The sequence below is a fragment of the Nostoc sp. NOS(2021) genome, from assembly GCF_017115025.1.
Taxonomy (GTDB): domain Bacteria; phylum Cyanobacteriota; class Cyanobacteriia; order Cyanobacteriales; family Nostocaceae; genus Nostoc.
This window is the reverse complement of sequence record NZ_JABXKM010000030.1, coordinates 39,111-64,985: the sequence shown is the minus strand read 5'-3', so window position 1 is coordinate 64,985 and position 25,875 is coordinate 39,111. Positions and strand designations below refer to the sequence as shown.

29 protein-coding genes and 2 pseudogenes are annotated in these 25,875 nt (G+C 41.8%); 17 read left to right on the top strand and 14 right to left on the bottom strand.

All coding sequences use genetic code 11. The features are described from left to right. Positions 1-139 precede the first annotated feature (139 nt). The 3 genes from clpB to HWQ41_RS02985 all read right to left on the bottom strand — a co-directional run bounded on the left by clpB (position 140) and on the right by HWQ41_RS02985 (position 3,708). A complete protein-coding gene (gene clpB, locus HWQ41_RS02995; protein WP_292759793.1) occupies positions 140-2,758 on the bottom strand; it encodes an ATP-dependent chaperone ClpB in 2,619 nt (872 codons plus the stop codon). A 78-nt stretch (positions 2,759-2,836) separates the two neighbouring features. Beyond that, a complete protein-coding gene (locus tag HWQ41_RS02990; protein WP_292759791.1) occupies positions 2,837-3,349 on the bottom strand; it encodes an HNH endonuclease signature motif containing protein in 513 nt (170 codons plus the stop codon). After that, the gene (locus HWQ41_RS02985; protein WP_292759789.1) at positions 3,346-3,708 is read right to left on the bottom strand and encodes a hypothetical protein; all 363 of its coding nucleotides are present in this window, start codon (positions 3,706-3,708) and stop codon (positions 3,346-3,348) included. Before HWQ41_RS02985 ends, HWQ41_RS02990 begins: the two co-directional genes overlap by 4 nt. A gap of 179 nt (positions 3,709-3,887) precedes the next feature. On the opposite strand from HWQ41_RS02985, the gene HWQ41_RS02980 reads away from it, so the two are divergent. From HWQ41_RS02980 to HWQ41_RS02945, 8 genes and pseudogenes are all read left to right on the top strand, one after another. Further along, entirely contained in the window at positions 3,888-4,262 is a 375-nt protein-coding gene (locus HWQ41_RS02980; RefSeq protein ID WP_292759787.1) for a hypothetical protein, read from the top strand. A 37-nt stretch (positions 4,263-4,299) separates the two neighbouring features. Further along, complete coding sequence (locus tag HWQ41_RS02975; protein WP_292759785.1) at positions 4,300-4,554, top strand: TIGR02450 family Trp-rich protein; 255 nt, start codon at positions 4,300-4,302, stop codon at positions 4,552-4,554. Between the two features lie 633 nt (positions 4,555-5,187). After that, positions 5,188-6,054 (top strand): ferredoxin:protochlorophyllide reductase (ATP-dependent) iron-sulfur ATP-binding protein, encoded by an 867-nt coding sequence (bchL, locus tag HWQ41_RS02970; RefSeq protein ID WP_196528135.1) that lies wholly within the window; start codon positions 5,188-5,190, stop codon positions 6,052-6,054. Between the two features lie 32 nt (positions 6,055-6,086). Further along, positions 6,087-6,881 (top strand): DUF5331 domain-containing protein, encoded by a 795-nt coding sequence (locus HWQ41_RS02965; RefSeq protein WP_292759781.1) that lies wholly within the window; start codon positions 6,087-6,089, stop codon positions 6,879-6,881. A gap of 176 nt (positions 6,882-7,057) precedes the next feature. Beyond that, entirely contained in the window at positions 7,058-8,461 is a 1,404-nt protein-coding gene (locus tag HWQ41_RS02960; protein ID WP_292759779.1) for a ferredoxin:protochlorophyllide reductase (ATP-dependent) subunit N, read from the top strand. Positions 8,462-8,780: 319 nt separating this feature from the next. Then, entirely contained in the window at positions 8,781-9,041 is a 261-nt protein-coding gene (locus HWQ41_RS02955) for a DUF4160 domain-containing protein (RefSeq protein WP_292759777.1), read from the top strand. Positions 9,042-9,044: 3 nt separating this feature from the next. Then, positions 9,045-9,338: a DUF2442 domain-containing protein gene (locus HWQ41_RS02950; RefSeq protein WP_292759775.1), complete on the top strand. Its 294-nt coding sequence runs from the start codon at positions 9,045-9,047 to the stop codon at positions 9,336-9,338. A 22-nt stretch (positions 9,339-9,360) separates the two neighbouring features. Then, positions 9,361-9,498 (top strand): annotated as a pseudogene (locus HWQ41_RS02945) (AbrB family transcriptional regulator); the annotation flags it as partial. Positions 9,499-9,563: 65 nt separating this feature from the next. Here HWQ41_RS02945 and HWQ41_RS02940 read toward each other — a convergent pair. Continuing rightward, positions 9,564-10,850, bottom strand: coding sequence for a hypothetical protein (locus tag HWQ41_RS02940; RefSeq protein ID WP_292759773.1), 1,287 nt, complete (start codon positions 10,848-10,850; stop codon positions 9,564-9,566). 258 nt (positions 10,851-11,108) lie between these two features. Here HWQ41_RS02940 and HWQ41_RS02935 point away from each other — a divergent pair, with 258 nt between their 5' ends. Genes HWQ41_RS02935 through HWQ41_RS02925 form a run of 3 tightly spaced genes read left to right on the top strand, consistent with a single transcriptional unit; the run spans position 11,109 to position 12,185 of the window. After that, positions 11,109-11,471: a hypothetical protein gene (locus HWQ41_RS02935; protein ID WP_292759771.1), complete on the top strand. Its 363-nt coding sequence runs from the start codon at positions 11,109-11,111 to the stop codon at positions 11,469-11,471. A gap of 5 nt (positions 11,472-11,476) precedes the next feature. After that, complete coding sequence (locus HWQ41_RS02930; RefSeq protein ID WP_292759769.1) at positions 11,477-11,908, top strand: HNH endonuclease signature motif containing protein; 432 nt, start codon at positions 11,477-11,479, stop codon at positions 11,906-11,908. 22 nt (positions 11,909-11,930) lie between these two features. Further along, positions 11,931-12,185, top strand: coding sequence for a hypothetical protein (locus HWQ41_RS02925; RefSeq protein WP_292759805.1), 255 nt, complete (start codon positions 11,931-11,933; stop codon positions 12,183-12,185). Between the two features lie 103 nt (positions 12,186-12,288). Here the strand turns inward: HWQ41_RS02925 and HWQ41_RS02920 are convergent, their stop codons facing one another. After that, a complete protein-coding gene (locus HWQ41_RS02920; RefSeq protein ID WP_366931626.1) occupies positions 12,289-12,777 on the bottom strand; it encodes a helix-turn-helix transcriptional regulator in 489 nt (162 codons plus the stop codon). A gap of 151 nt (positions 12,778-12,928) precedes the next feature. Between HWQ41_RS02920 and HWQ41_RS02915 the strand changes: the two are divergent. After that, positions 12,929-13,045: pseudogene (locus tag HWQ41_RS02915) on the top strand (AbrB family transcriptional regulator); the annotation flags it as partial. A 377-nt stretch (positions 13,046-13,422) separates the two neighbouring features. Here HWQ41_RS02915 and HWQ41_RS02910 read toward each other — a convergent pair. Then, positions 13,423-13,755, bottom strand: coding sequence for a XisI protein (locus HWQ41_RS02910; RefSeq protein WP_292759767.1), 333 nt, complete (start codon positions 13,753-13,755; stop codon positions 13,423-13,425). A gap of 26 nt (positions 13,756-13,781) precedes the next feature. Further along, a complete protein-coding gene (locus HWQ41_RS02905) occupies positions 13,782-14,663 on the bottom strand; it encodes a LysR family transcriptional regulator (protein ID WP_292759765.1) in 882 nt (293 codons plus the stop codon). Positions 14,664-14,766: 103 nt separating this feature from the next. Here HWQ41_RS02905 and HWQ41_RS02900 point away from each other — a divergent pair, with 103 nt between their 5' ends. Then, the gene (locus HWQ41_RS02900) at positions 14,767-15,561 is read left to right on the top strand and encodes a methyltransferase domain-containing protein (RefSeq protein ID WP_292759763.1); all 795 of its coding nucleotides are present in this window, start codon (positions 14,767-14,769) and stop codon (positions 15,559-15,561) included. Positions 15,562-15,566: 5 nt separating this feature from the next. Here HWQ41_RS02900 and HWQ41_RS02895 read toward each other — a convergent pair whose 3' ends face one another. Further along, complete coding sequence (locus tag HWQ41_RS02895; RefSeq protein ID WP_292759761.1) at positions 15,567-15,689, bottom strand: hypothetical protein; 123 nt, start codon at positions 15,687-15,689, stop codon at positions 15,567-15,569. Positions 15,690-16,210: 521 nt separating this feature from the next. On the opposite strand from HWQ41_RS02895, the gene HWQ41_RS02890 reads away from it, so the two are divergent. Continuing rightward, complete coding sequence (locus tag HWQ41_RS02890) at positions 16,211-16,768, top strand: hypothetical protein (protein ID WP_292759759.1); 558 nt, start codon at positions 16,211-16,213, stop codon at positions 16,766-16,768. A 77-nt stretch (positions 16,769-16,845) separates the two neighbouring features. Then, the gene (locus HWQ41_RS02885) at positions 16,846-17,490 is read left to right on the top strand and encodes a DUF3318 domain-containing protein (protein ID WP_292759757.1); all 645 of its coding nucleotides are present in this window, start codon (positions 16,846-16,848) and stop codon (positions 17,488-17,490) included. 236 nt (positions 17,491-17,726) lie between these two features. Here the strand turns inward: HWQ41_RS02885 and HWQ41_RS02880 are convergent, their stop codons facing one another. Beyond that, positions 17,727-18,524 carry a 7-carboxy-7-deazaguanine synthase QueE gene (locus tag HWQ41_RS02880; RefSeq protein ID WP_292759755.1) on the bottom strand — a complete coding sequence of 266 codons (798 nt, stop codon included), beginning with the start codon at positions 18,522-18,524 and terminating at the stop codon, positions 17,727-17,729. A 198-nt stretch (positions 18,525-18,722) separates the two neighbouring features. Between HWQ41_RS02880 and HWQ41_RS02875 the strand changes: the two genes are divergently transcribed. After that, on the top strand, positions 18,723-19,772 hold the full coding sequence (locus HWQ41_RS02875) for an anti-sigma factor antagonist (RefSeq protein WP_292759754.1): 1,050 nt from the start codon (positions 18,723-18,725) through the stop codon (positions 19,770-19,772). A 436-nt stretch (positions 19,773-20,208) separates the two neighbouring features. On the opposite strand, the gene HWQ41_RS02870 is transcribed toward HWQ41_RS02875, so the two are convergent. The 3 genes from HWQ41_RS02870 to HWQ41_RS02860 all read right to left on the bottom strand — a co-directional run bounded on the left by HWQ41_RS02870 (position 20,209) and on the right by HWQ41_RS02860 (position 23,306). Next, entirely contained in the window at positions 20,209-20,718 is a 510-nt protein-coding gene (locus HWQ41_RS02870; protein ID WP_292759752.1) for a hypothetical protein, read from the bottom strand. Positions 20,719-20,736: 18 nt separating this feature from the next. Next, positions 20,737-21,753, bottom strand: a complete 1,017-nt coding sequence (locus HWQ41_RS02865; protein WP_292759750.1) for a hypothetical protein — start codon at positions 21,751-21,753, stop codon at positions 20,737-20,739. 95 nt (positions 21,754-21,848) lie between these two features. Further along, the gene (locus HWQ41_RS02860) at positions 21,849-23,306 is read right to left on the bottom strand and encodes a YcjF family protein (RefSeq protein ID WP_292759748.1); all 1,458 of its coding nucleotides are present in this window, start codon (positions 23,304-23,306) and stop codon (positions 21,849-21,851) included. 244 nt (positions 23,307-23,550) lie between these two features. On the opposite strand from HWQ41_RS02860, the gene HWQ41_RS02855 reads away from it, so the two are divergent. Next, positions 23,551-23,862 (top strand): hypothetical protein, encoded by a 312-nt coding sequence (locus HWQ41_RS02855; protein WP_292759746.1) that lies wholly within the window; start codon positions 23,551-23,553, stop codon positions 23,860-23,862. Between the two features lie 35 nt (positions 23,863-23,897). Here the strand turns inward: HWQ41_RS02855 and HWQ41_RS02850 are convergent, their stop codons facing one another. Together HWQ41_RS02850 and HWQ41_RS02845 are read right to left on the bottom strand one after the other, a co-directional pair. Next, complete coding sequence (locus HWQ41_RS02850) at positions 23,898-24,176, bottom strand: group I intron-associated PD-(D/E)XK endonuclease (protein WP_292759801.1); 279 nt, start codon at positions 24,174-24,176, stop codon at positions 23,898-23,900. Positions 24,177-24,838: 662 nt separating this feature from the next. After that, positions 24,839-25,792 (bottom strand): asparaginase, encoded by a 954-nt coding sequence (locus HWQ41_RS02845; protein ID WP_292759744.1) that lies wholly within the window; start codon positions 25,790-25,792, stop codon positions 24,839-24,841. Between the last annotated feature and the right edge of the window lie 83 nt (positions 25,793-25,875).

The window sequence follows — 25,875 nt, the reverse complement described above, 5'->3', positions numbered from 1 at the left end:
ACTGGGGACTGGGAAAGAGTTTTTCTAATTCCCAACTCCTTTTATGAACATAATTTAGGATTCCCACTTTCCCTTAGATAATTCAAAAACCCGATCTCTGTTAGAAAACGGGTTTTTGTGTGTGATTTGTGAGGTGTAATTATCCAGTAAATACCTCGACTGGTAAACGGCTAAACGACAACCTTTCATTTTGCACATCTACAAAAATGGTGTCGCCGTCGTTGAATTCGCCGCGCAAGATGTATTTAGCAATTTGAGTTTCTAACTCTCGCTGAATCGCCCGCTTCAGTGGACGCGCCCCATATACTGGGTCATACCCTACTTCTGCTAAAAAGTCAAGTCCAGCATCCGAGAGTTTGAGGGATATTTTGCGATCGCTAAGTCTTTTCCGCAATCTCTCAACTTGCAATAGCACAATTTGCCGCAATTCCCTTCTATCTAAACCGTGGAAGATGATGATTTCGTCAACTCGGTTCAGGAACTCTGGACGGAAGCTATTTCGCATCGCCTCCATGACTCGACGGCGCATTTCGTCGTAGTGGGCGTTATCTCCGGCGACATCCAGAATGTACTGCGAACCGATGTTGCTGGTCATGATGATAATAGCGTTCTTGAAGTCCACTTTATGACCTTGGGCATCAGTGACGCGACCATCATCGAGAATTTGCAGGAAGATATTAAATACATCGGGGTGTGCTTTTTCGATTTCGTCGAAGAGAATCACTGAGTAAGGACGGCGACGAATCGCTTCTGTAAGTTGTCCGCCTTCTTCATAACCCACGTATCCTGGAGGCGCACCAATTAAGCGAGAGACGGCGTGTTTCTCCATATACTCAGACATATCGATTCGCACCAGCGCATCTTCGCTATCGAACATATACGCCGCCAGCGCTTTCGCCAATTCAGTTTTACCTACACCCGTAGGCCCAAGGAAAATAAAGCTAGCGATGGGACGATTAGGATCAGCCAGTCCAGCCCGCGATCGCTGAATTGCATCTGCTACAGCTGTGACTGCTTCTTCTTGTCCAATCACGCGGCGGTGCAGTTCATCTTCTAAATGCAGCAGTTTTTCTTTCTCAGATTCCACCAATTTGCTGATGGGAATCCCTGTCCATTTAGAAATAATTTCAGCAATATCAGCTTCTGTGACTTCCTCTCGTAATAGTGATTTACCACTTCTTTGAGTGTTTGCTAATTCAGCTTCTACTGCTTCCAATTGACGATGCAAACTAGTTAAAGTGCCGTATTTCAACTCCGCAGCGCGGTTAAGGTCGTAGTCGCGTTCTGCTTGCTGAATCTCTAAGTTGACCTGTTCAATCTCTTTTTTAACGGATTGAATTTTGTCAATAATATCTTTTTCTGATTGCCATTGAGTATTCAGTGTTCTTTGTTCTTCTTTGAGATCGGCAATTTCTTTTACGAGTCTTTCTAGACGTTCACGAGAAGCTGCATCGCTTTCTTTTTGCAGTGAAAGCTTCTCCATTTCCAATTGCAGAATCTTGCGATCAATTTCGTCAAGTTCTTCTGGTTTGGAGGTAATCTCCATTTTCAGTCTAGCGGCGGCTTCGTCTACCAAGTCAATGGCTTTATCAGGGAGGAAGCGATCGCTAATATATCGACTCGACAATATCGCCGCTGCAACTAAAGCACTATCAGAAATCTTCACCCCGTGATGGTTTTCATAACGTTCTCTCAACCCGCGCAAAATCGAAATACTATCTTCGACACTGGGCTGATCCACATAAACTTGCTGGAAGCGTCTTTCCAAAGCGGCATCTTTCTCGATATATTTGCGGTATTCATCCAACGTTGTCGCCCCAATACAACGCAATTCGCCCCGCGCCAACATCGGTTTTAACAAGTTACCCGCATCCATCGCGCCTTGGGTTGCACCAGCGCCGACAACGGTGTGAATTTCATCAATAAATAAAACAATCTTACCGCCAGATTCGGTAACTTCTTTTAATACTGCTTTCAGGCGTTCTTCAAATTCACCTCGGAATTTTGCCCCTGCAATCAAAGCACCCATATCTAAAGCGATTAGCTTGCGGTCTTTGAGGGATTGAGGGACATCGCCTGCGATAATGCGCTGTGCTAATCCTTCAGCGATCGCAGTTTTACCAACACCAGGTTCACCAATTAACACAGGGTTATTTTTGGTGCGGCGAGAAAGAATTTGAATAGTGCGGCGAATCTCATCATCCCGCCCAATCACTGGGTCAAGTTGACCTTTACGGGCGGCTTCTGTGAGGTCACGTCCGTATTTTTCCAGTGCTTCGTATTTGCCTTCTGGATTTTGGTCGGTCACTTTTTGGCTCCCACGAATTTGTTTAATAATATTTTTTAGCTTGCCTTCGTCTAAACCAAATTCTTGGAATAAACCTTTGCCAAAGCGGTCATCTTTAGCGTAAGCCAGCAGTAAGTGTTCAATTGAAATATATTCATCTTGAAACTCCTTGCGATATCCGTCTGCCCGATCTAGAAGTGTATCCAAGCTGCGTCCTAAATAGACAGAACTGCTGGTACCAGATACTTTTGGCTGACGTTGTAAAAATTGTTCAGTGCGATCGCGCAGTTTTTGAAGGTTAACACCCACTTTAGTAAAGATCACGTTGGCTAGTCCATCTTGTTCTAGCAGCGCTTTCATCAGGTGTTCGCTTTCAATTTGCTGTTGTTGATATTGTTTAACAATATCGGGGGTATGGGCGATCGCTTCCCAGGCTTTTTCTGTAAATTGGTCAGGATTAGTAGGTTGCATAGGCTTTTTCAGGAACGTAAAGGCGCAGCCATTAGTGTCGGCTACCACCAGAACACCAAGTAAAGAAAATTTCTGCTCTCAATAGATATTGTAAGAACACCAGAGCGATCGCCTAGATCGGTGTTCACGTCTTGTAAAAGTCGTATTTTCCCCTAGTCCCGATTTCCCATTTAGGGTTTGCTGTACAACTACGGAAACAAACCCAAACGAATCCATAATTGTCGGGCTGCCACTTGAGAAGCACTGTTCATCTCCAAATATTTCGATAGTGACTTTTCCAGAGGAAGTAATGCCTATAATCTTCCCAGATTGAGTATCAACCTGAAAATTCTCACTCCACTTATCCTGTCTGGGATGAAAGAAACTAACTTCAGTGTTGGAAGCAAGCATAATGCCACTAATACGAGTTCCTTTACGGAGATTACAGGAGCGACACGCAAGGGCTAAATTTGCTTCGTCATTTTCACCTTGGCCAGAGAGCGGGATGATATGCTCAACCTCAAATGGAAAATTAAAGATTAGTTCAGGGGCTTGGCAGTACTCACAACGATGGTTGGCACGCCCAGCGATCGCAGTATAATACCGATTCACAAACTCTCTTGTTGTATCAATGTAGCTGTTCTGGCTGTTGCTGCTTTTAATTCTGCCTCAACCAAAGTATCCAGCTCTGCTTGTAGCTCTGGTGGCAATGCTTGCCCATGATCTCGTCCTAACCGCCACAAACTCATCAATTCCGATAACCGTTTTTGTTGTTTAGCACTAAAAAACGGGTCAGGGCTAAAATTTTGAATGACAAGCAGTGCGCTGAACTCCGTTTCACCCAATTGAGTAGTTAACGCATCTAGGGCTTGCCCCGCAGTTTTGCCAACAGAGTGCTTATCCCCTGCAATGGCGCGATAAGTTTTTTCACCATCAGCATCAAAGATTGGCAAGATTGCTACTGTAGTCATGCTTGGAGTTTGGAATCCTTTGCCTGAAATTATAGCTCTACACGACCCAACGTTTGAACTCACCGGATGGCGATCGCATCTGAACCACTCCAAGTACCATTCATCTAGAACCTTGCCCCCACGATTCTCTTCCTGCCCTCACACAGAGTTACCATAATCCCAGGTAGTGGATGCTGAAAATGATTGACCCCTACGACTTTGAAGATGATGACTTTGACTTTGAGGATGAGGATTTCTTGAAAATAAAACCCATCAGCCAAATGACTGAAGGGGAAAAGCTACAGCGGTTTAAGCGGTTCTTCGACAGCAGCAGCCGTGCTATGTTGCAAGACTGTCTATTTCGCATCGTCAATTACGAAGATGGTACGGGTACGTTAGAAATTCTTTGCCCTAATGAAGTCGTAAGGCAACGCCTTTCCAAGAAAAAGCGCAAAATTACCAACAACATCAACACCTGTTGGAGCCATATCAGATGGTTTTCGCTATGTGTCCAGCAAGATGGTGAGTTGCATTGTCAGAAGTTTACCCGTAATGGTGATTTGCTTCGATCTTAGCTGGGGAGTGGGGAAGCAGAGGAGAGACAATTGACTAATGACAAAAAAACAAAAATTTCCTTATCTAGTTGGTTCTAAGTGGACAGCACAGCAAAAAGTTGATGGCTGGCGGCACTTCCAAGTTGTTAACCGTAAAAATCAGGCTAAGTGGGTTTACGCCGAAATGGTTGCTGCTTGCGATCCGAAAGTCCGTTTTTGGATAAATGCCAAATTATTACAAGATAACTCCCAGTGGCAAGCTGGCTGGCAAACATTACAGGAAATCCAGGAACTTGAAACTGAGGTGTCCTGATTGCCCTAAGTAGCCTCGTTCCCAGTCAGAGACTGGGAATGCCCCTCATTGAGGCTCCGCCTCGTATATTTGGCAATTTAATAATTTTTTACAAAACCAGAGTAACTTACTCTCAAGCAGCAATTAAAGGGTCTTGGCTATCGGCTGAAAACTGCCAATTTATCTGCAATACCTTCTCTACGAGACGCTACGCGAACGGTGAGCTACGTTAACGCAAATTTCACTGGTATTTCTAGCATAGCGCTACATATACCTCTCTTTACCCTTGACCATGCGCCCCAATACCCTGAAAACGCGTTGTACGACCATCAGCTAATTCTATTAAAAGCATTCAAAAAAGCCAATTACAGCTTTTTGTATTTTGTAACTATTTTTATAAAAATAAGTTATAAAAACTTTTTAGTGACTGTTTTTAGAGCTATTAAAGTCTTTAAGCTTGATAAAATTCCAAATATACCTAATTAAGCTTTAATACTTGATATTAGACCGTTTTACAGATTAACAGCCACTTTCTTTTCTATGTAATTTGCCCAATAATGACATCAACAGACCTCACGCATCGCCATCTCAAGACAGGTGAAGGCAAATGTTTGAGCCACAAGTTTGATAAAAAGCTATAAGAGGCAAACAACAGTGAAACTAGCAGTCTACGGAAAAGGTGGTATCGGTAAATCCACGACTAGCTGTAATATATCCGTCGCCCTAGCTAAACGTGGCAAGAAAGTGCTGCAAATTGGCTGCGACCCCAAACATGACAGCACCTTTACCCTGACTGGGTTTTTGATTCCGACAATCATCGACACCCTCCAAGAAAAGGACTATCACTACGAAGATGTCTGGCCGGAAGATGTAATTTACAAAGGCTACGGTGGTGTGGATTGCGTAGAAGCTGGTGGCCCACCTGCGGGTGCTGGATGCGGTGGGTACGTAGTCGGTGAGACCGTAAAATTACTTAAAGAACTCAACGCCTTTGATGAATACGATATAATTCTCTTTGACGTTCTGGGTGACGTAGTTTGCGGTGGTTTTGCAGCACCACTCAACTATGCAGATTACTGCCTGATCGTTACAGACAACGGCTTTGATGCTTTGTTTGCTGCTAACCGGATTGCTGCTTCAGTCCGCGAAAAAGCCCGAACTCACCCACTGCGTCTAGCTGGGTTAATTGGCAACCGCACCTCCAAACGCGACTTAATTGAAAAATATATAGAAGCAGTGCCCATGCCAGTTCTAGAGGTTTTACCTTTAATTGAAGATATCCGTGTTTCCCGTGTGAAAGGGAAAACTTTGTTTGAAATGGCAGAGCAAGATCCTTCCCTAGACTACGTTTGCGACTACTATCTCAACATCGCCGACCAAATTCTGGCGCGTCCCGAAGGTGTTGTACCTAACGACACACCAGATCGGGAGTTGTTCTCTTTGTTGTCCGATTTTTATCTAAATCCGGGTAAACCCCAGGTTCCTAATTCAGAAGAGGAACTAGACTTGATGATTGTATAAATCACCAAGTTCTCAGGATGGGGGACAATAATATGGCTTTCTTTGACAGCTTTACGGATTCAATAAAGCAAAAGTGGTTGCAATTTTTCCAGAACAATCGGGACTGGATTACCCTGCACATGCAAGTGGAATCAGTGTACACCCCTGATGGCGGGAAGCGACCACCTTCTTACCTCATCCTGGGAGTTCTTAATGCCCTAGAGCCAAAGCTAGCGCAGTTAATGTTGCCCTTTGCTAAACTTAATCCTGACGCCGATACGCTGATTGAGGTGCTGGATTTGCATTTTGACCCAGATTTCGCTCTCGGTAATCGCTTTGTCATCAACCCAGAACCGGAGAAATACCTAGAAGAAGCAGCAGATGTCGTTGACGAAAAGCCTGAAGATGAAACATTGACACATTCTCATACAAATGGCTTTGCGTCGGTGGCGGTAGTTGAAGAGTTCGCAATCGTGGATGTGGATTCTGATGATCAAAGCCTGGAGATCAGCGAGTTGGTGGAAACCGAAAATGCCTTTGGCGATATTTCCTTAACCAACGGACACGACTTAAAAGATGAGTCTCTGCAAATCTCTAGTCTAGAAGCAGATGAGTTTGGGGAAATTGCCTTCGATACAACAGCTGCAATGGAAGTAAAGCTGGATGAAGACGAGGCGCTTGAAGATAGTCCACTAGATGAGAATGCGTTTAAAGACGTGTTGTCAGATGTTTGGGGTGATGAAACAGCTTTGCAAAAGGCTGAAGAAAGTAACGATTTCTTAGGGGAAGAATTGCCAGCAGGCGTTTTTGATGAATCAGAAATTGCCCGTCTCTTCCCCAACGCTTAATTATTGCCGTTCCTCGCAATTTTAAGTTTTAGATTTGGGATTTTGGATTAGGAATTAGGGAAATTGTCGTCAGACATAGGATACTTTTGTTGTCCCAGTCTTCAATCCAAAATTATCAATCTAAAATCTAAAATTCGTTGACCTGCCATTAAATATCAAGGGGAGAAAAAACCAAAATGACTGTCGCTCAACAACCAGAAGCTTTAAACTTTGAATGTGAAACAGGGAATTACCATACCTTTTGCCCAATTAGCTGCGTGGCGTGGTTATACCAAAAAATTGAAGATAGCTTCTTTTTGGTGATTGGGACAAAAACTTGTGGCTACTTCCTGCAAAACGCGATGGGGGTGATGATTTTTGCTGAACCTCGCTATGCAATGGCAGAGTTGGAAGAGGGCGATATTTCGGCACAGCTGAATGATTATGAAGAGTTAAAACGGTTGTGCTTGCAGATTAAACGCGATCGCAATCCTAGTGTAATTGTCTGGATTGGCACTTGCACCACTGAAATTATCAAAACAGATTTGGAAGGTTTGGCACCAAAGCTGGAATCCGAAATCGGTATTCCCATCGTAGTCGCGCGTGCAAATGGTCTAGATTACGCCTTCACCCAAGGGGAAGACACCGTATTAGCTGCTATGGCTAACCGTTGTCCTGATAAGGCTCCGGTGGCGGAAACAGAGAAAAGTGAACGCAATGCGATCGCTAAATTGCTCAACTTCGGTAAGAAGAAAGAAGATGTCGCCCAAGATGAATCTGAGTACGTGGATCATCCACCACTGGTTCTCTTTGGCTCTCTTCCCGACCCCGTAGTTACTCAGTTAACCTTGGAACTGAAAAAACAAGGTATCAAAGTTTCCGGCTGGCTACCCGCGAAGCGCTTCACAGAATTGCCAGTACTGGAAGAAGGGTATTATGTCGCTGGTGTCAACCCCTTCCTCAGCCGCACAGCCACCACCTTAATGCGCCGCCGCAAGTGTAAACTCATTGGCGCACCCTTCCCCATTGGCCCCGATGGCACCCGCGCTTGGATTGAGAAAATCTGCTCGGTGTTCGGTATAACTCCCAAGGGTTTGGATGAACGGGAAGCACAAATTTGGGCAGGTTTGGAAGATTATGTGAAACTGATTCGCGGTAAGTCTGTATTCTTCATGGGTGATAACTTGCTGGAAGTTTCCCAAGCACGATTTTTAATCCGTTGTGGGATGACTGTTCACGAAATCGGCATTCCCTACATGGATAAGCGCTATCAAGCTGCTGAGTTGGCATTGTTGGAGAAAACTTGCCAGGAAATGAATTCACCTCTGCCAAGGATTGTGGAGAAGCCGGATAATTACAATCAACTTCAGCGAATTTATGCGTTGAAACCAGACTTGGTAATTACTGGTATGGCTCACGCTAACCCGTTGGAAGCACGCGGTATTAATACTAAGTGGTCGGTGGAGTTCACTTTTGCTCAAATTCACGGCTTTACGAATGCGCGTGACATGTTAGAGTTGGTGACTCGTCCGCTACGTCGAAATAATAATTTGAAAGACTTGGGTTGGGATAAGTTAGTGAGAGAAGAAGCGAAGATTTAGATTTGAGTTTGGATTGAGCAACAGCATAATTATTGAGGCGAACACTTTAAAGTTCGCCTTTTTTTGTCTTAGAGGATGTTTGAAAAGTGGTTGGCTGTGATTTTAGGCACTTATTGATCCCCCCTAACCCCCCTTAAAAAGGGGGGAACCGGAGTCAAAGTCCCCCTTTTTAAGGGGGATTTAGGGGGATCTAAAACGTTTTGCTACCGACCGAACTTTTCAAACATCCTCTCACAGAGGCGCAAAGTAAGAGCTACTATAAATAGTTACAATCAAGTAGGTATGGCTGAATAGACAGCATAATTGAGGAGGTGATGTGATGCCTGAAATTTGTCGTTTTTTAGGGATTATCATTACTATGTACTATAACAACCATCCGCCCCCTCATTTCCATGTCCGCTACAATCAGCAAAAGGCAATTATTCATATAGAAACCTTATCAATTTTAGAAGGTAAACTCACTCCTAGAGTTCTTGGTTTAGTAATTGAATGGGCAGCTATGCACAAATCAGAACTTAGAGAAAACTGGCAACTGGCAATACAAAATAATCTCTTAGAAAAAATTCAACCATTAGAGTGAATTATGCTTAAAGACATTATAGAAGTTATTCCTCACAAGAAATATCAACTCTATTTAAAGTTTGAAGACGGAAAAGAAGGTATTGTTGATATTAACCAGCTAATCGAATTTACAGGAATTTTTGCACCTTTAAAAGATTTAAACTATTTTAAAACTGTTAAACTTAACGCTGAATGGGGAACAATTCACTGGGATAATGGCGCAGATTTAGACCCAGATGTTCTTTATTCTGTGGTTACTAACCAATCTATTCCCACATATAGAAATCTGGAAGAATATGAAAAAAGTTGGAGTTAAAACAGAAGCAATTTCAGAAGCCGGTGATTTATTAAAGCCTAGTAATTTTTTTTCAGTAACTAAATTAGATGATGTAGCAGGTTGCTTAAAATATCAGGGAAAACCTAAAACTCTTAAGGATATCGATAATGCAATTCGCCAAGGTGTAGAGGAATCGTAGCGTTTTTAAACGCAGAGTCTTGCCAATTTTAATTCGCTACGAATGAATGAAATGCTGTACTTAGTTCAGATGGAAGGCTGTAACTCTAGAGGTTTGGATGGAATTATGTACATTAATTCTGCGCCGTCTGGTTTAATTTCTGTAGATGGAGTTAATTTAAGCCAGTCATGAAAGCTGATTCCTAGTTGGGATATTGCTTGTACTTCTGTTTGGTAAGATTCAAAGCGGCGATTGGTTTCAATCATAGATTCCATTACTTCAAATACTTGGGGAAGACGTTTGTAAGCTTCTTGGTTCAAATCATCCTGACTTGGGCCAAACCAACCACCTTCAACCTCAACGTGAGTTAAAATTGCTGCTGGTATTGAGTCTAACCATTTTTGAGGATCTTTGGCTATCTTAAACAGATTCTTACGCTGAAGTTGAAACACAGCATTTTCATCCAAAACTGGGTCAATCCATTGATAAATTCTGGTCAGTCTTCGCAAATCAATCTGATCTTTTAACTGAGGGTGTAAGTATGCTGCGGGGTTAGAGGTTAGCAGAATATCAACATATTTATGAATACGAGAATGGATAACTTTAGCCCCTTCTTGAAAGCGACGAAGTGCTGTTTCGTGTTCTTCTAATTCTAAATAGCAACGTGCTTCAGCTAGGTACGCTAAAGATAAAGTTAGCAAATATTCATCAGCAATTTGACTTTTTTGCTCAATTTCGATATCAGTATATTCAGTGTAGATATGTTGTGCTTCTAAAAAGCGGTTAATAGCTTGTAGGGCGCTGCTTCTACGATTATCAATTTTGGTCATTGTAAAAGCGTTATTTGCTAATTCGATTGCAGCACGAAAATTTGCATAGAAACTAAGGTCGATTTTACGATTAATGTTATTTAACACTTTTTGCGCTTGTTGTAAGCGTTGTTCTAATTCCTTAAGCCGTTGTGCTATCACAGCAAAACCTATAACTGAGACACCAAGGTTAAGTATACTGACTGCACTAGTTACCTGCAAAATTCCTTGAGTGAACTGCACACTTTGCCCAATCTTACCTAACTGATTTTCAATCCCACCCAAACGCTGGTTAACATCAGCTAATCCTTTTCCTGTCGCAGCCGCATTAGCCCCTGAAGCAACAAGATTTGCACCGGAGAAAACAAGGTTGAGTAAATTGTTGGGGGTATCAGTTGGTGTTGGTACTTGGGAATTATTTGATCCCTGCTCCCGTAACCAACTAACGACTTGTTTTGTTCCTACATCTCGGATAACACCCCCTACCCTTTCAAAAGTTCCATCTGCCAATCCTTTGGCAATCCAATCAGCAAGCATAAAAGTCACTGTAACTGCTAAACTCACGATCTTCTCCTAGTTGCTAAATTGTCAGCAGCGCGATGTATGGCAATAAACCACTTTGCCTCTAAACAGCAAATACCTGCGCTTTACTCAGTATTCCCAATTTGAGTTCTATTTTCTCTAATAGCGATCGCTCTTTTTCACGAACCGCCTACGCTAACAAAGAAAAGCGAGCGATCGCTCTTTTTAACTAGAGGATACAAAGCAAAACAAGAGAGCGATCGCAGATACAATCATAAGTAAAAGGCAAGCAGGTAGAAAATGGCTGAAATTGTCACCCTTCAACTCCCTGAAACACTGGCACAAAAAGCAAAGGAAATCGCTGCTTTCACACATCGGCGACTTGAAGATGTATTACTAGAATGGATTGACCGCGCCATTACCGAACTACCTCTGGAGTCATTACCAGATGATCAGGTTTTGGCTATGTGCGATATACAGATGGAAACTCAGCAGCAAGAAGTTTTCAGTGACTTGCAAGCGCGTCACCGAGAGGGACAGCTTAATGATGCAGAAGTTCGTCAACTAGATGAACTAATGCAGGTCTACCGACGTGGCTTAATAAGTAAAGCAAGAGCCTTAAAAGTGGCTGTTGAACGCGGCTTGAAACCAGCCCTCAATTAACAGCAATGGCACGCTTTTACATTTCTGTAGAAATAGAACGTCGTGTCCGCACCGATGCTCGAAATCGCTGTGGTTATTGTTTGAGTCCTCAGCGTTTAGTAATGGCACGTTTGGAAATTGAACACATTATTCCCATATCTAAAAATGGTGGCAATGATGAATCAAACTTGTGGCTAGCTTGTCCCCTATGTAATCGCTACAAAAGTGATAAAACTACAGGGGTTGATCCAGAGACGAGCGAAACGGTAAAGCTATTTAACCCTCGTACTCAAGTCTGGTTTAAGCATTTTGGCTGGAGTGAAGATGGTCTACGTATTGTTGGCAAAACGCCGACTGGTAGAGCAACTGTTGCAGTTTTACATTTGAGCGATGATGCAGATGCACTAGAAGTTCGCAGTTATTGGGTACTTGCGGGTTGGCATCCTCCAGAAGATTGAACAAACCGCAGAGGAGAAAGCGATCGCTCAAATTCATCTCACTCAGATACAGTTACAAGATGATAAAGATGCGAAAACTGTAGTACAAGTCATTATGCTAATTGAACCACCATTTGAAGAAGACGAAACTACCTATCTTCTGAAATCAGAAACTAACAAAAAACATCTACTCAAAGCTTTAGAAAATGTAGAAAAAGGTAACTTAATTTTTGTTAATTTAGATGAATATGAAAAAATTGTCTTTGAACCACAAACTTATAAAATTGAAGAAGATTGATTATTTTGACTTCTAAATATCATTATGATCAGTAAATTTTATTGAAGTGGGGATATTTTTTAGTTGAAGCGATCGCTATTTTCAACTATTTAATATTCAGTTTTTATTTGCGCCATTTGTCTACGCTTTTTTTAACTGCTTCTATTTCTGCAAAATCTACTTGCACAGTTGCCGTTTCAAATTCAACACCCAAAGCGGTGCTGACTTCGAGAATTTCTACAAAACTGGCACATTGATAATCTGTATCCTCATACTCTTTCACTCTTTGTTCATCAATTCCTAATATATCAGCAAGTTCTTGCTGACTATTTTTGGCTGCTATTCGAGCTTTAATTAAAGCATTTGGCAGCTTATTTAAAGAATCAACTTTAATTTTTAAAGGTTTGCTGGTGTCGCAATTAATAAGTCTTTCGTATTCTGTGATTTCTGACTTTAGCTCGTCAACTTGACTTTGATATGAGTCTCTGTGAAGCTTCCATCGCTCTGGTTCTGCTTTCAAGTGTTCATTGCTATCCAATGATGCTATAGACTGTTCAAAGCGTTGCAACCAATCTAAAGAATGTTGATATTGTTGCTCGTTTTTGATCATCATGGTTTCCACCTTTGTAAATCTATAGCAATAATTCCTTTGCGCGTATTCGTTCTGGTATCAAATTGAAAAAAATCTATGTAGGCTGTACCAGAATCATTAGCTGGATAATTTGAGGGAAAGATTTCACCCTTGTACTTAATTTTTTTCAGTAACTAAATTAGATGATGTAGCAGGTTGCTTAAAATATCCAGGAAAACCTAAAAGCCTTGAGGATATGGATAATGCAATTAGCCAAGGTATAGAGGAATCGTGGCATGATTGCGGTTGATACAAATATAATTGTTAGATTTTTGATTCAAAATGATAAATTGCAGTTCCAAAAGGTTACGGGCGAACTTTCGAGTTCGCCTTTTTTTTTACGAACCGCAGAGGCACAGAGAACCCAGAGGAAGAGGAGAAATTGGAATAATTAAATTTATTACGTAAATCTACGACTGATATTTGTATGTAGTTAAGGCTATTTTAAGTTATCCACAACTATATAATTAGCCATCAAAAATTTATGGAACACGAGCAACCGCAGAATACATCTGTTCAGCAGCCAGTGATGAGTGGTAAGATTATTTTAGTTAAAGCGATCGCTCTTTTTTAACGAGATGATGCGAAGCAAAACAAGAGAGCGATCGCTATTTTTAATAAATTAAATTAACTAACAGCAAAATCTGTATATTTACGTACAGAGGGTAACTGAAAACCTAAAACAATATCCTCTTTGGGGACACCTAATTCAACCAATTCATTAGCAATTCCTACCTCTGTCCCATCTTGCTGAATCCAGATTTTCTCGGCAATAATATCTAGATGGAGAACAGGCCCATATATGCGGTCTTGATCACGCCAACCTACATAAACTAATTGATAATGATCGTGTTCTGGATAAAAAATTGTCTGTGCTTGAATGCGATTATCCCAAACAATACTAGCGTGTTGTTGAAGCAAATTCTTAATATATTGTCGATATTTGTCTAGCTTTGCCATTAGGCGATCGCCTCCTGTTCAATATCTCAACAGATACTCCTGACAACTTGCAGAAATTCCCTTAGCACAGGTGTCATATTCTCTTGTCGCCAAACTACAGCCGTTTCTACTAATGGTGTTTTCTCCTCTACAGCGCGATACACCACACCAGCCCTCTGAAGATTTTGCAATGAAGACGGCGCGATCGCAATCCCCATTCCTGCTGAAACCAATCCGATAATCGTCTGCATCTGAATCGCTTCTTGAGTCACTTTGGGGCTGAAATTTCCTTGCTGACAAAGACTTACGATTTGGTCGTAAAGTCCGGGCCCCAAATGGCGAGGGAACATGATAAAGTTTTCGTTTACTAGCGATCGCACTGAAATCTTTTCTTGTTCAGCTAAGGGATGAGTTTCCAACATAGCCACAATTAAAGCTTCTTGCTGAATGCACTCTTGATTGAGTGTGTTGTCTTCTAAGGGTGGATGGGCAAAACCTACATGGATGCGGTGATCCTGTAGCGCTTGTTCCTGCTGAGTTGTGGTTAGTTCCTGCAAAATCAACTCTACTTCTGGAAACTGTTCTCGAAACCGCCGCAAAATCACAGGAAGCAAATCATAAGTTACCAAACTGGTAAATCCGATTCGTAGTTGTCCCTCCTCACCTCTTCCTATTCTTTGAGTTAGCTCAATTGCTTTTTGGAGTTGAGCCAAAAGTTGATAAGCCTCTTGCAAAAAAACTTGCCCAGCTTCCGTTAACTGCACCTGTCGCTTAGTTTTGCGGTGAAACAGTTGTACCCCCAATTGTGCCTCTAGTTGCTGAATTTGCTGGCTTAAGGGCGGTTGAGCGATGTGCAGTCGTTCGGCGGCTCTACTGAAGTGCAATTCTTCAGCTACAGCAATAAAGTAGCGCAGATGTCGCAATTCCATTTTTTTGATATTTTATAAGTTTCAATTTTATCTAAATATATATTGGACATCTGAAAACTACCTGCCTATGATACTCATACAGATATCGTAGGGAGTCAGAGCTATGCCGGAAAAGTATACTCCAGGCTATTCGAGCAATGCGACGAATTTTATGGCAAATCGCAGCGTAGATACTCATGCTGCGTTTTTCACGCCTTATTTACGTCCAGGGATGAAGTTGTTGGATTGTGGTTGTGGCCCTGGTGCGATCGCTTTGGGTTTAGCAAAAGCGATCGCCCCTGGTACGCTTACAGGTATTGACACAGAAGCTTCTCAAATTCAGATAGCTGCTGAAAGCGCTTTCACCCAAGCTGTCAGCAATGCTAATTTTTTGGAGGGGAATATATATGCTCTACCCTTTCCAGATAACACCTTTGACGCAATTTTTTCCCATGCGCTGTTTGAGCATCTTCAAGAACCGGTGCAAGCATTGCGGGAACTTCAGCGAGTTTTGAAACCTGGCGGAATTGTTGGTCTTCGTAGTCCTGACTGGGGTGGATGTCTGATTGCACCCTTCCCGCCAGAACTGGACAAGGCGATTACTTATTACAAATGGCTCCATGAGCAGAATTCTGGTAATCCTTACGTAGGTAGAGAGTTACGCGCTTTGCTGCGGGAAACTGGGTTTATTAATATCAAAGCTTCCGCTTCTTATCAATGTTATGAACCGCTAAGTGCGATCGCAGAATATCTGGCGGTGCGAATCGAGGCTTCGGGAAATGTTGATCAAGCTGTGGAGAAGGGTTGGACTGATGAGCGATCGCTTACAACAATGAGCAGTGCTTTACGGGAATGGAGTCAGCACCCAGATGGATTTTTTGCTCAAGCTTGGTGTGAAGTTGTGGGACAAAAGGGTTAGATTAATCAAAGATTTTCTAGATAATTTGTGACAAAAACTTGCGTGTTCTTTCTTCTTTGGGGTTGCTGAAATTTGGGTTGCATGGCTAAAGCACGAGCGATCGCTATCCGTTGCTGTGTATTGCTCACTACAATCATTCAGTGAAAACAATTTTTTGCTTGTAATATCAAAGTTTACCAGCCTCCGTGCTATATTTATTCGCTTTTAAAAGCGGTAGTTGAAGTTTTTACTTATATTTTCAAAAGCCTCAGATGCTATGTAGAAATTATCTTAACTTGGCTTCAGCTTTCGAGTTTTATTTAAAATCCTACCACCATACTTGCTCTAGCAATACATTCATTAAACCTAGAAGAGAATATTAAAATTTAAGTGAGTTAGTGCCATCTGCTTCACTGGATAAGATTTGGAAAAAAGTGATTATCGCTTCTTTAATAATGAGCAAGAGTCACGTCGCTCCGCTCCCAATTCAAAATTCAAAATTCAAAATTAATAATACCCACAAATAAATTTAGTTGCCCCATGCCCAATGCCCCATGCCCAAATTGCATACTTCTATGTGATGAGAAGTATCTACACCAACCCAAACAACTGTCATTAGCAGGTTAAACTAGGCTGGTAACAGCTGCTCCACGTTCCTTATGAGGCTTTTATGGGAGCTAACCTCAAACAGATTGCCAACTATTTAGACAACCTTGGTTGGGACTACCGTTTTGATGATGAAGAAGACCGAATTATAACAGGTGTGGAGGCTGATAACCTAGAAGATTTTCTAATAGTTGTCCAGCTGGATGAAGAGGGAAAATTTTTTCGGGTATTTGCCCCTCAAGTTCTGGCAGGAATCCAAGACCATCCTCACAAGGCAGCTATCCTACAGACAATGCTTGCCATTTCCTGGGAAACCAAAATGTTGCAATGGGAGTATGACCCATCCGATGGCGAAATCCGTGCCATTATTGAGTTCCCTCTAGAAGACTCGATTCTCACAGAAAGGCAATTTCACCGTTGTCTGAGTGGATTAATTCAGATTGTGGATGGCATAGCGATACCTCGCCTGAAAGAAGTGATGGCAACAGGTATTGATCCGGGGAATATAGAACTTGGGGAAAGATTGTTACTCAGTATCCAAGAAGAAGCGCCAGGATTGTTAGATTTACTGGAAAAAGCAATGGAAGCGCGAAAAAAGAGAGGAAGTTTTCCCAGTGAGTGAGACGGATCATCACTTAAATAGCTATACTCCAAAGTGATACCCTCACTATATACTGAAATTTTCTGGGGCTGGATATTATGACATCCTATGCAACCTCCTCTGCCAAAGCGGAAATGAGTGAACTCCGGCGGTTGAAAGGCTTACTGCCGCCAGAATTGCAAAGCTGGGTCACGGTTGAAGGCACAACTGAGGTCAATCCACCCCTGGTCCGCTGCGAAGAAATTGGTAAAGACCAGGTAGAAATTCAAATTGACTTGGTGAAATGGGATGCCCTCGCTATGGATCAGCGTAATCTGCTGTTCTGGCATGAAGTTGCTCGCGTTCAAAATGACACAATTCCTAAAGATGGTTGGGAAATGGCAGCACTAGCCATCGGTTTAGGTGGTGCTGTAGGCGAATTGTGGGTACAAGATGCATTGCTGCTGGTGTTAGCTTTGTCGCTGTGTGGCGTGTCAGGCTGGCGACTGTACCAAAAGAATAGTGGGGAAAAGCAACTAAAAGAATTGCTCAATGCTGATGAGAAAGCGATCGCTTTGGCAACTCGTTTTGGTTATAGCCTCCCCAATGCCTACAAGAGTCTTGGCAGCGCCTTGAAAACCCTGATTGACAATACTCCTAGTAAGCGCCAAAGGTCGAAATACGAAGCAAGACTCTCTGCCCTCAAACGCAGTGCCAATAAGGCAAAAGCTAAATCCAAAACTCCAGATGAGGGCGGACTGTAATTAGTTAGGAGTTAGGAGTTAGGGACTGACAATAAATAAATTATCCATCTTGTGGGGTGGGCAGGAAAGCCCGCCCTGAATATGGGATGGTGTTCGCGTAGCGGCACGTAGTGCGGACACCCATCCCACAAGAAAATTTGGGATGTTTTTTTATTTCTCAGTCCCTTAGGAGTTATGAGTGAACTTCAAACTTCAAACTCCTCACTCCTCACTTTAAACTCCTCACTCTTCACTCTTCAAAGCTGGTTCAGCATTTTATGCGTCTGGGGGATCACACGCACTTGCTTGACAAACCGCTTCATCAAAGCTTGCCACGTCAAAACTTGATCGCTCGAAGGCGCAAGCACAGGTATAGGGGAAAACTGTTCAGATGCTGCCAAAGGCGTAACAGGTTGTAAAAATACTGAGATATCTGGACTAACCTCTGCCACCAGCAAAGCTGAACGTTCCAACTCGGCGGGATCTGTGTTTTGAGACACAATTATCTTGACAAAAACATTTAAATATGAATCATGACATAATTGGAGAAATTTACTATGTTCTTGCCAATGACTTTCGCCGCTAACACTGGGCAACTTGAAATCCATACCTACAGAGTCTAAGTAGGGGAGAATCATCGCCAGTTGTTCTGAGCGATGTCCGCCAGTTTCTAAATATATAGGTAGACCAGTTATGGCTCGCACTTGGGGTAGAAACTGCATCAAAAATGGAACATGCAGAAGTGGTTCACCCCCCGTTAAGCTAATGCTATCGTGTAGACAAGGTAGATTTTGTTGTTCCACCCATTCAATTAAGATGGGTAATGGGACGGGATTAGAGTGGATTTCAAAGTCGCGCAATCCAGGCGATCGCTCTATCCGACAAGTCGCAGGTGCATTCCAAGTGTGGGCGCTATCACAAAAATGACAGCGCAAATCACACAAAGCAAAACGAATAAAAATCTGACGTGTCCCTACATTCAGTCCTTCCCCTTGAATGGCAGAAAAGACCTCAATCAGGCGTGCAGTAGGTGTAACCGTAGTTTTAGCAATCATTTGATCAGAACAACGCGATCGCGCTGCGTCGGCACAACAGCAAGGATGTTTTTTGGCTTCTTGTTCTATTGTGAATCGTCGCTAGCGATCTCCAATCTCAGCCCCGGTAAATAGTAATTAGTCCTTATTACTACTGATTCCTATATTAGGTTAGGTAATTTTGTAGGACAAAATAATGTTTGGCAGATTACATTATACATGGCAACGAAAGTGCAGAGCTTCATGACTAGCCAACCGACAGAGGTCGATTTTCCAGTTAATTCCCTAAACGACACGGCTATAGTGCAGGTGCCGACGCGGTTGAGCGTGCTAGAGGCTTTAGGCTTTAAGCAAACCTGCCAAGGCTTAATCCAGCCCAATTCACATCCTAAGCAAATTATCATTGACTTTCACCAAACTACTTTTATGGATAGTAGTGGTTTAGGTGCCCTGGTCAGTAATTTTAAATACGCCCAGGCGAAAGGGATTACATTAACACTGCGGAATGTAACACCTCAGGTAATGGCAGTCCTAAAACTCACCGGATTGGATCAGGTTTTTCCCCTTGAGTCTGTGGACGATGGGTCGCTAATAGAACAAGAAGACTTAGTAGATAATCGGAAAACAACTTCCCGTAAAGTAGAGCAGTTACCCACTACTCACCCTTCTGTGGCATCTTGGATGAAACGGTTATTTGACATTGTAGGGTCAGTGATCGGTTTATTAATTACAGGAGTTTTGTTTATTCCGATTGCGATCGCTATTCAAATTAATGATCCTGGGCCGATTTTCTTTAGTCAAACCCGTTGTGGTTGGATGGGGAAGCAGTTTAAGATTTGGAAATTCCGCTCCATGTGTGTGGATGCGGAAGCGAAGAAATCCCAAGTTAAAAACCAAGTGCAAGGTGCCTTTTTCAAAAATGAGAATGACCCCAGAGTTACTAAGATCGGGCGCTTTTTACGGCGAACGAGTTTCGATGAACTACCGCAATTTTGGAACGTCCTCAAGGGAGAGATGAGTTTAGTAGGCACTCGACCACCTACACCCGATGAGGTGGAACGCTATGAAGTACCAGAGTGGCAACGTTTAGATGTTAAACCCGGTATGACTGGCGAATGGCAAGTAAATGGACGTTCTACAGTCCGTAGTTTTGAAGATGTAATTCGCCTGGATTTGCAGTATCAAAAAAATTGGAGTTTGGTGTACGATTTAAAGCTAATTTTCAAAACTATAACTATTCTATTTAATAGAAACAGTGGCGCTGTTTAGCTAACTACTCTTATTCACAATTTTTTGGTAACTCGCAACTCTCACGATAATTATTGGATGTACCCAAGCCGATTTTAGGCTTGGGTACATTTTAGGTTTACCTATCGCAGCACGCAAGTATTATCCTTTGCTTAGGAACGTGGATTAAATAAAATGCCAAACTTCATCCTGTATCTAGCTTCCCTCTCCAATATATCGGAGAGGGATTGAGGGTGAGGTAAGCCAGGGACATAAATTGTATGTTATTTAATTCTTATTTCTTAACAAGTAAAAAGTAAAAAGTGAATCCCCGCGTAAATGGCAATATGCTGGCATGAATTGTTAAGAAGATGTCTTTGACATAAAGAATGTTAAAATCGCTGGTTTGAAAACCTAAATCTAGGAAACCTGAATCAGCAAAAAAGGAGAAAATACAAGGGCGATCGCACATTCTAAATTAAAGGCTGGATAATTGTTTAATATATGCAATAACTTGGTCTTTACTGATTATTCTTTCAACTGGCACACAATAAGATGGATAAATGTAATAAACTTCACCTGATAGATAACTTTTACGCTGATCTTTGATGATGCCATACCTATCAGGATAAATAAACCACTCAGTACTAGGACGTTTTGGTGTTATTGCTCCCCAAGCTACATTAGACTTTAGACAATACCAAATAATTATTTTAGGTGGATATATCCACTGTTTACTCTCTACTTCGCCACACATCCATCCTTTATAACCTGGTGGCAATTTCTTAGGATCTGTAGTGTTTCCAGGCACGCTTTTTACAGATATCCAAAACAACTTATTACCTAAACTATCATACACGGGAATGTCTTCATCAGTACCAAACTGACTCATAATCGACTTTCCCACATTAATACCTCTTTTTTCTAATCCATCACAAACCTTTTTGACTGCAACATCTCCCTCACTCTTTAATTCTTCCCAGTTCATGCTTGATATATTGTTTTGTTAAAACTCACCTGTCATTGTTTGATCCTCATTTTCTAACAAAGGATTACTAAATTGCTTTTCTACTAATTCTGTGAGAATTTGATTACAATATTTAGAAATTTCTGGGTATTTTTGTGCTATCCATCCCACAGGTGTAATTACTAATGGATCGCTAATATCTACACCCATTTTCATCATTTGTATAGTTTCTTCTATCGCTTCATATAGAACGGCTTGTAATTGAAGAAATTTCGTATCCCGGTATGCATATTTCTGTACGGAAAGAACATCATCGAGAGTTAAACCATATTCTTTAATAGAATTAATATTTTCTGCTGAAGGAAGATATAAATCTGGATATGTTTCTACCTTGATTAATACAGAACGTATGTACTCTCTTTTTGCCTTTTTGTAATTAGCAACTAAGTTTTTACAACTTTTAATTGAAGGTAAAAGCATCTGAAACCAAAACTTCATTTCAGACAATACTTTTTTTTGCCCCAGTTCTTGATCTACAAGCAGTTTGTTAGCTGAGATATCTAGCATCCAACAGACGTAGGTCGGGCAACGCTTCCAATAATTTGTGACAACTTCTGTGAGTAATTTGAAGGCTTCAGTATAGTTTTTGTATTGTGTTGATTTGTTATTGTTAGTTTTAGCTTCCTTGGCTAAATTTAAGTAATATAACGCCAGAGAAAACTTTTTATTTATTTGTAATAAATATGAATAATCTTTTAATAATTCAAAAACTGTATTTAGGTTATTTTCCTGATACTCTTGTGCAAGTTTGAAAGCTAGATTACTTGCTTCTTGGAATTTATGAGATTTTATTGATAAGTCGTTAGCCGCTTCAGCTTCAGCTGCCAAATGAGTTATTTGTACAAACATTGAAGTGGCTGGAGATTGGGAACTAATACGTTCTTCCAATCTGTGTCTAGTTTGAATAACTAGGTTTTGAAGCTCATTTATGTCAATAGTTTCTAACAAATCTTTGTTAAAAACACCTTCTGGGTTTGTAAGATAAGGCGTTTTCATGATTTACCTATCCTTAAAACAGGAGTCGCAACGATTACTATATTTTTCAGCCTAATTCAAAGGCGCAAAGAAAAACTCTGCGCCTCTGCGTGAACTTAACCCACAGCCTTCTGAATACCCACTAATTCAACCTGCTGTGCTTCTGGCAACAAACGCTTCACACCTTGCTTAACAAACCCTTGCAGAAAAGCCATTTGTTGATTTTGCCCAAATATCTTTTGCAAGGTTTGCCGCAAATTCTCCAAATTCAAACCAGTCCCAGAATCTATTGCTATTTCCTGCTGTTGGAAATATTCAACTAGACTTAACCCTGCTACTCTAGTCAGATAAGCTGCACTTACTCCCTGCACTACGCCACCAGCAACAAAGGTAACGACATTGCTTTTCAGAACAGTACTAATCGCCTTTGTAGAAAGTTCAACTAAACCGAGTTTCAGCATCAAACTTCCCATTGTTCCAGCTACGGTTTGCGCCTGTTCCAGGGAAAATTTTTGCTGATAGATATTACCCAAATCCATTACTATTTGAGCATTAATTGCCGCAGTCGCCAGAATATCAAGGGCTGGTACTGGGTTAGCAAAGGCAGCAGCAGCAGCTATCCACTGATATTGTTCAATAATTGGGGTAGCGCGATCGCGTCTAGTTCCATTTAGCCAGTTTTTCGCTTCAGCTTTCAACAACCCGGCTTTCCTCATGGTAGTTACCCAAACCAGGCGTTGTCCTTGCTGTGCCAAAACTTCACCCAACTGCTGCGTCAACTGCTGGATATCGGGTGCTGGTTGTTCCATCCACTCTTGCACAGCACCATCAGCCTCATGCTTTCGGACTTTGATCGCAATGGGAGAGGCCGCAGTTGCAACTACATTTCCCTGCATTCGCTGTTTCAATGACAGCAAGATGCTGGCGCTTTCATCGGTTAAATACTGATCTTGTTTATTGAAAACCAGCATTGTGGGCTGATTTGCTGCCTTTAGCTGTTGTAAGGTTTGAAATTCTGAGTCTGTCAAATCACCGTTTGTCAGGAATAGAACAAAATCAGATTTTGCTACTTCTGCTAAAATAGCTGCATCTGAATTGTCACCCGCTTCTCTAAACAAAGGTGCTGTTTCTTCTAAAGACACCAAATTTTGTGTCTTTACATTTGGCTTTAAGACTTGAATTAAAGTGCTTTTACCCACGGATTTCCCACCAGTCACAGCCACTTTAATTTCTTGTCTGTCTAATTCCAACAACAATTGGGCAACTTGTTCTCTGAGTGTCTCTAATGCCGGATGGTTTTCTGCTTCTTGTGCCAGTTGGTTAATTACAGTTTCAGCTTTAGCGATCGCACTTTCCACAGTCGCCCGATCGACTAGCATACCATCTAGCTGCTCTAAACTGTCTTTCGGGCGATTTTGTTGGAATAACCACAAACCACCGCCTACAGCTAAGGCACTCAACAAACCAAACTCACCCACCTGCACTATAGAATCGTGCCAACTGTCCAACATCCACAGGGAAAAGGACAGTCCCAATCCTCCCACTAAAATTGGTCGCTGCAACTTCACAACCATGATTCTCCGCGCTTTTTGGATGGCTATTTCTTCCAGAATAGATCAAAAACCTGCTTCTCTGAAATTGAACAGGCGAGCGAACACAACTTTCTTTACCTACAGATACCTGTAAAATTAACTCCCAAGCTTCTCGATGATCAGTAGGTCAAGCTAATTCAATATAATACGCTACAATTATACGCAAATCTTTACTAAGTTAACATTGAGTTATCCCAAAAGTCTAAGATTGACAGGAGAAATAAATATGAATACAAAACTGGTTGAATGTATAGCCCAGATTATTTTATCTTTATCTGAAGAAGAACGCCAACTTTTAGAAACAAAAATTACCTCCGCAGGGTCATCTTTGAAAGTTCCTCAGTTAACTCAGCAAGATATACTAGATTTAGAGCATCGCTTAAAAACATTTGAAGCACAATATAATATGTCATCAAGCAGTTTTTACCAGCAATTTAAAGCTGGTAAATTAGAGGATGCAATAGACTTTTTTGAGTGGAGTGTATTCTATGAAATGTGGGATAATACACAAAAACAATTAGCACCCACTCAGAGTTAATTTCCTGATGGAACTCCAGGATTATATTAGTAGGGTCAAAACAAAATGTCTATTGGGAAGATATAAAATAGGTCAAGATTTTCTATATAAACTAAAGCAAAATTAAAGTCTGCTGGCTTATACGCTTCTCGAAGCATTTGTCGCCGATTGGTTTTAGTGCGGCGATTATCTACAGCATAATTAAGAGAAGCTTCATCAAACCAAGCATATTTGACTTGAATTTTAACTAGAGTTCCTTCAACATCAAATACTAAATCATAAGGTAGTCTATCACCAACAGGTTTCAAAACTCCCCAACCACGCTTTAAGAGGATGTTTGAAAAGTCGTGATTGATGTATCAAATATTCTTTTACCCCACCCTAACCCTCTCCTTACAAAGGGGAGGGAACCAGATTTTCTTGTTTCCCCCCTTTATAAGGGGGGATTAAGGGGGGTAATCATTCGATTAGTATCACAACATACCACTTTTCAAACAACCTCTAAGGCATGAAGAATAGCTGCTTGTTCTGCGATGTCTCCTCTAAGCTTTGTATCCATATCCAAAATAAAAATAATTAATTAAAATAAAACCCCGGAATCCTTTCAAATTCCGGGGTTTTGTTTTAATTTGGTGGCGGGAAGTGGATTTGAACCACTGACCTTCGGGTTATGCTTACCAACTACAACTTTCGTTGCCTGGATTAACCAGTTTGTGGTCTGGACTGTCCCTTCACCCTCGGCATTACCGTTAGGGTGTCTGCCTTCCAGTCTCTACACCTTCTCCATTTCTGGAGCTTGGTTCGGGATTACCGCGCTATTGGCTTCCCCGAGTTTGACAGATAAACGCATATAAGTTTCTTTATATGCCGCCCATAGCAAACTTAACTAATAAGCGTCTAGTTAACTTTGCCCGTTGAGCCCGACGAGCTACCAGGCTGCTCTATCCCGCGTCGCTCTTGACTTTTATAGCATAACCTATAGTCAAGAGTTTGGCAACTACAAAAATGATAATTCTCCAATTACTTCTAAACGCTTGTATTTTCCCAAGGTCACAAACTTTTCTGAGAGGCTTTCGGCGGCGCTGGGACTAATCCAACCCATTTGCTGGAGTAAGTGAATAGCAACGGCATGTTTTGCCCGTTTTGCCCCATCCATGACTTTGATTGCCAATCCCATACCTTCACCGAGTCTACCAATGCACTGCACTCCTTCGGCACCAGCTTTACTGACCAGTTCTCCTGGAGTTAAACGCATCAGTTCCGTATCAAATTCTCCATCTCCTGCTACCATCGCGGGGTGATGAGTCATAGCACGGACAATGCGCTCCAAATCCAAATTGGTACTAGAGGCTAACAGTGCATACAAAGATGCCATATGACCGAGTTGCATCAGATAAGTTGGTGCGCCACAGTCATCATGAGCGCTGATAAATTCCTCCGCTGGCATTCGCAGCAACTCTGCTACTTTGCCCAAAATCAACTGCTGTATTGGGTGCTTGCGATCCAAGTAGTTATTCAAGGGCCAATGGCGCTGCTGACAAACGGCTAACATTCCCGCATGTTTTCCAGAGCAATTGTATTCGAGAGAACTCCGCTTACCTTCAGGAATTGGACATTGCAGTACAGTTGGATCAAGATCAGCCCGCCAAAGGATGTTAAATACCTGTCGGACTTGATCTATTGTTCCTTTATGGGAACTTGTGATAATTGCTAAGTCGCGATCGCTGAGGTCATAGCGTTCCAATGTACCTGTGGTGGTGACTGCGAGTGCCTGAAATGGTTTAAGGGCTGAACGGATAAATGCAGCAGTTTCAGAATTTCCGGCAACGGTTAGAACCCGTCCTCGTTCGTCGCATACAACAGCTTGGACTATATGCCTGGATTCAATAATACCTTCCCGCAGCAACCGGACTTCCAGTGCTGTGGCTTGAGTTCGTTTTCCCATTGTCATGGGTTTATATTTATCACCTTTTTTAATTAATTAGTCATTGGTCATTAGTCATTAGTCCTTAGCTAATGACTAATGACCAATGA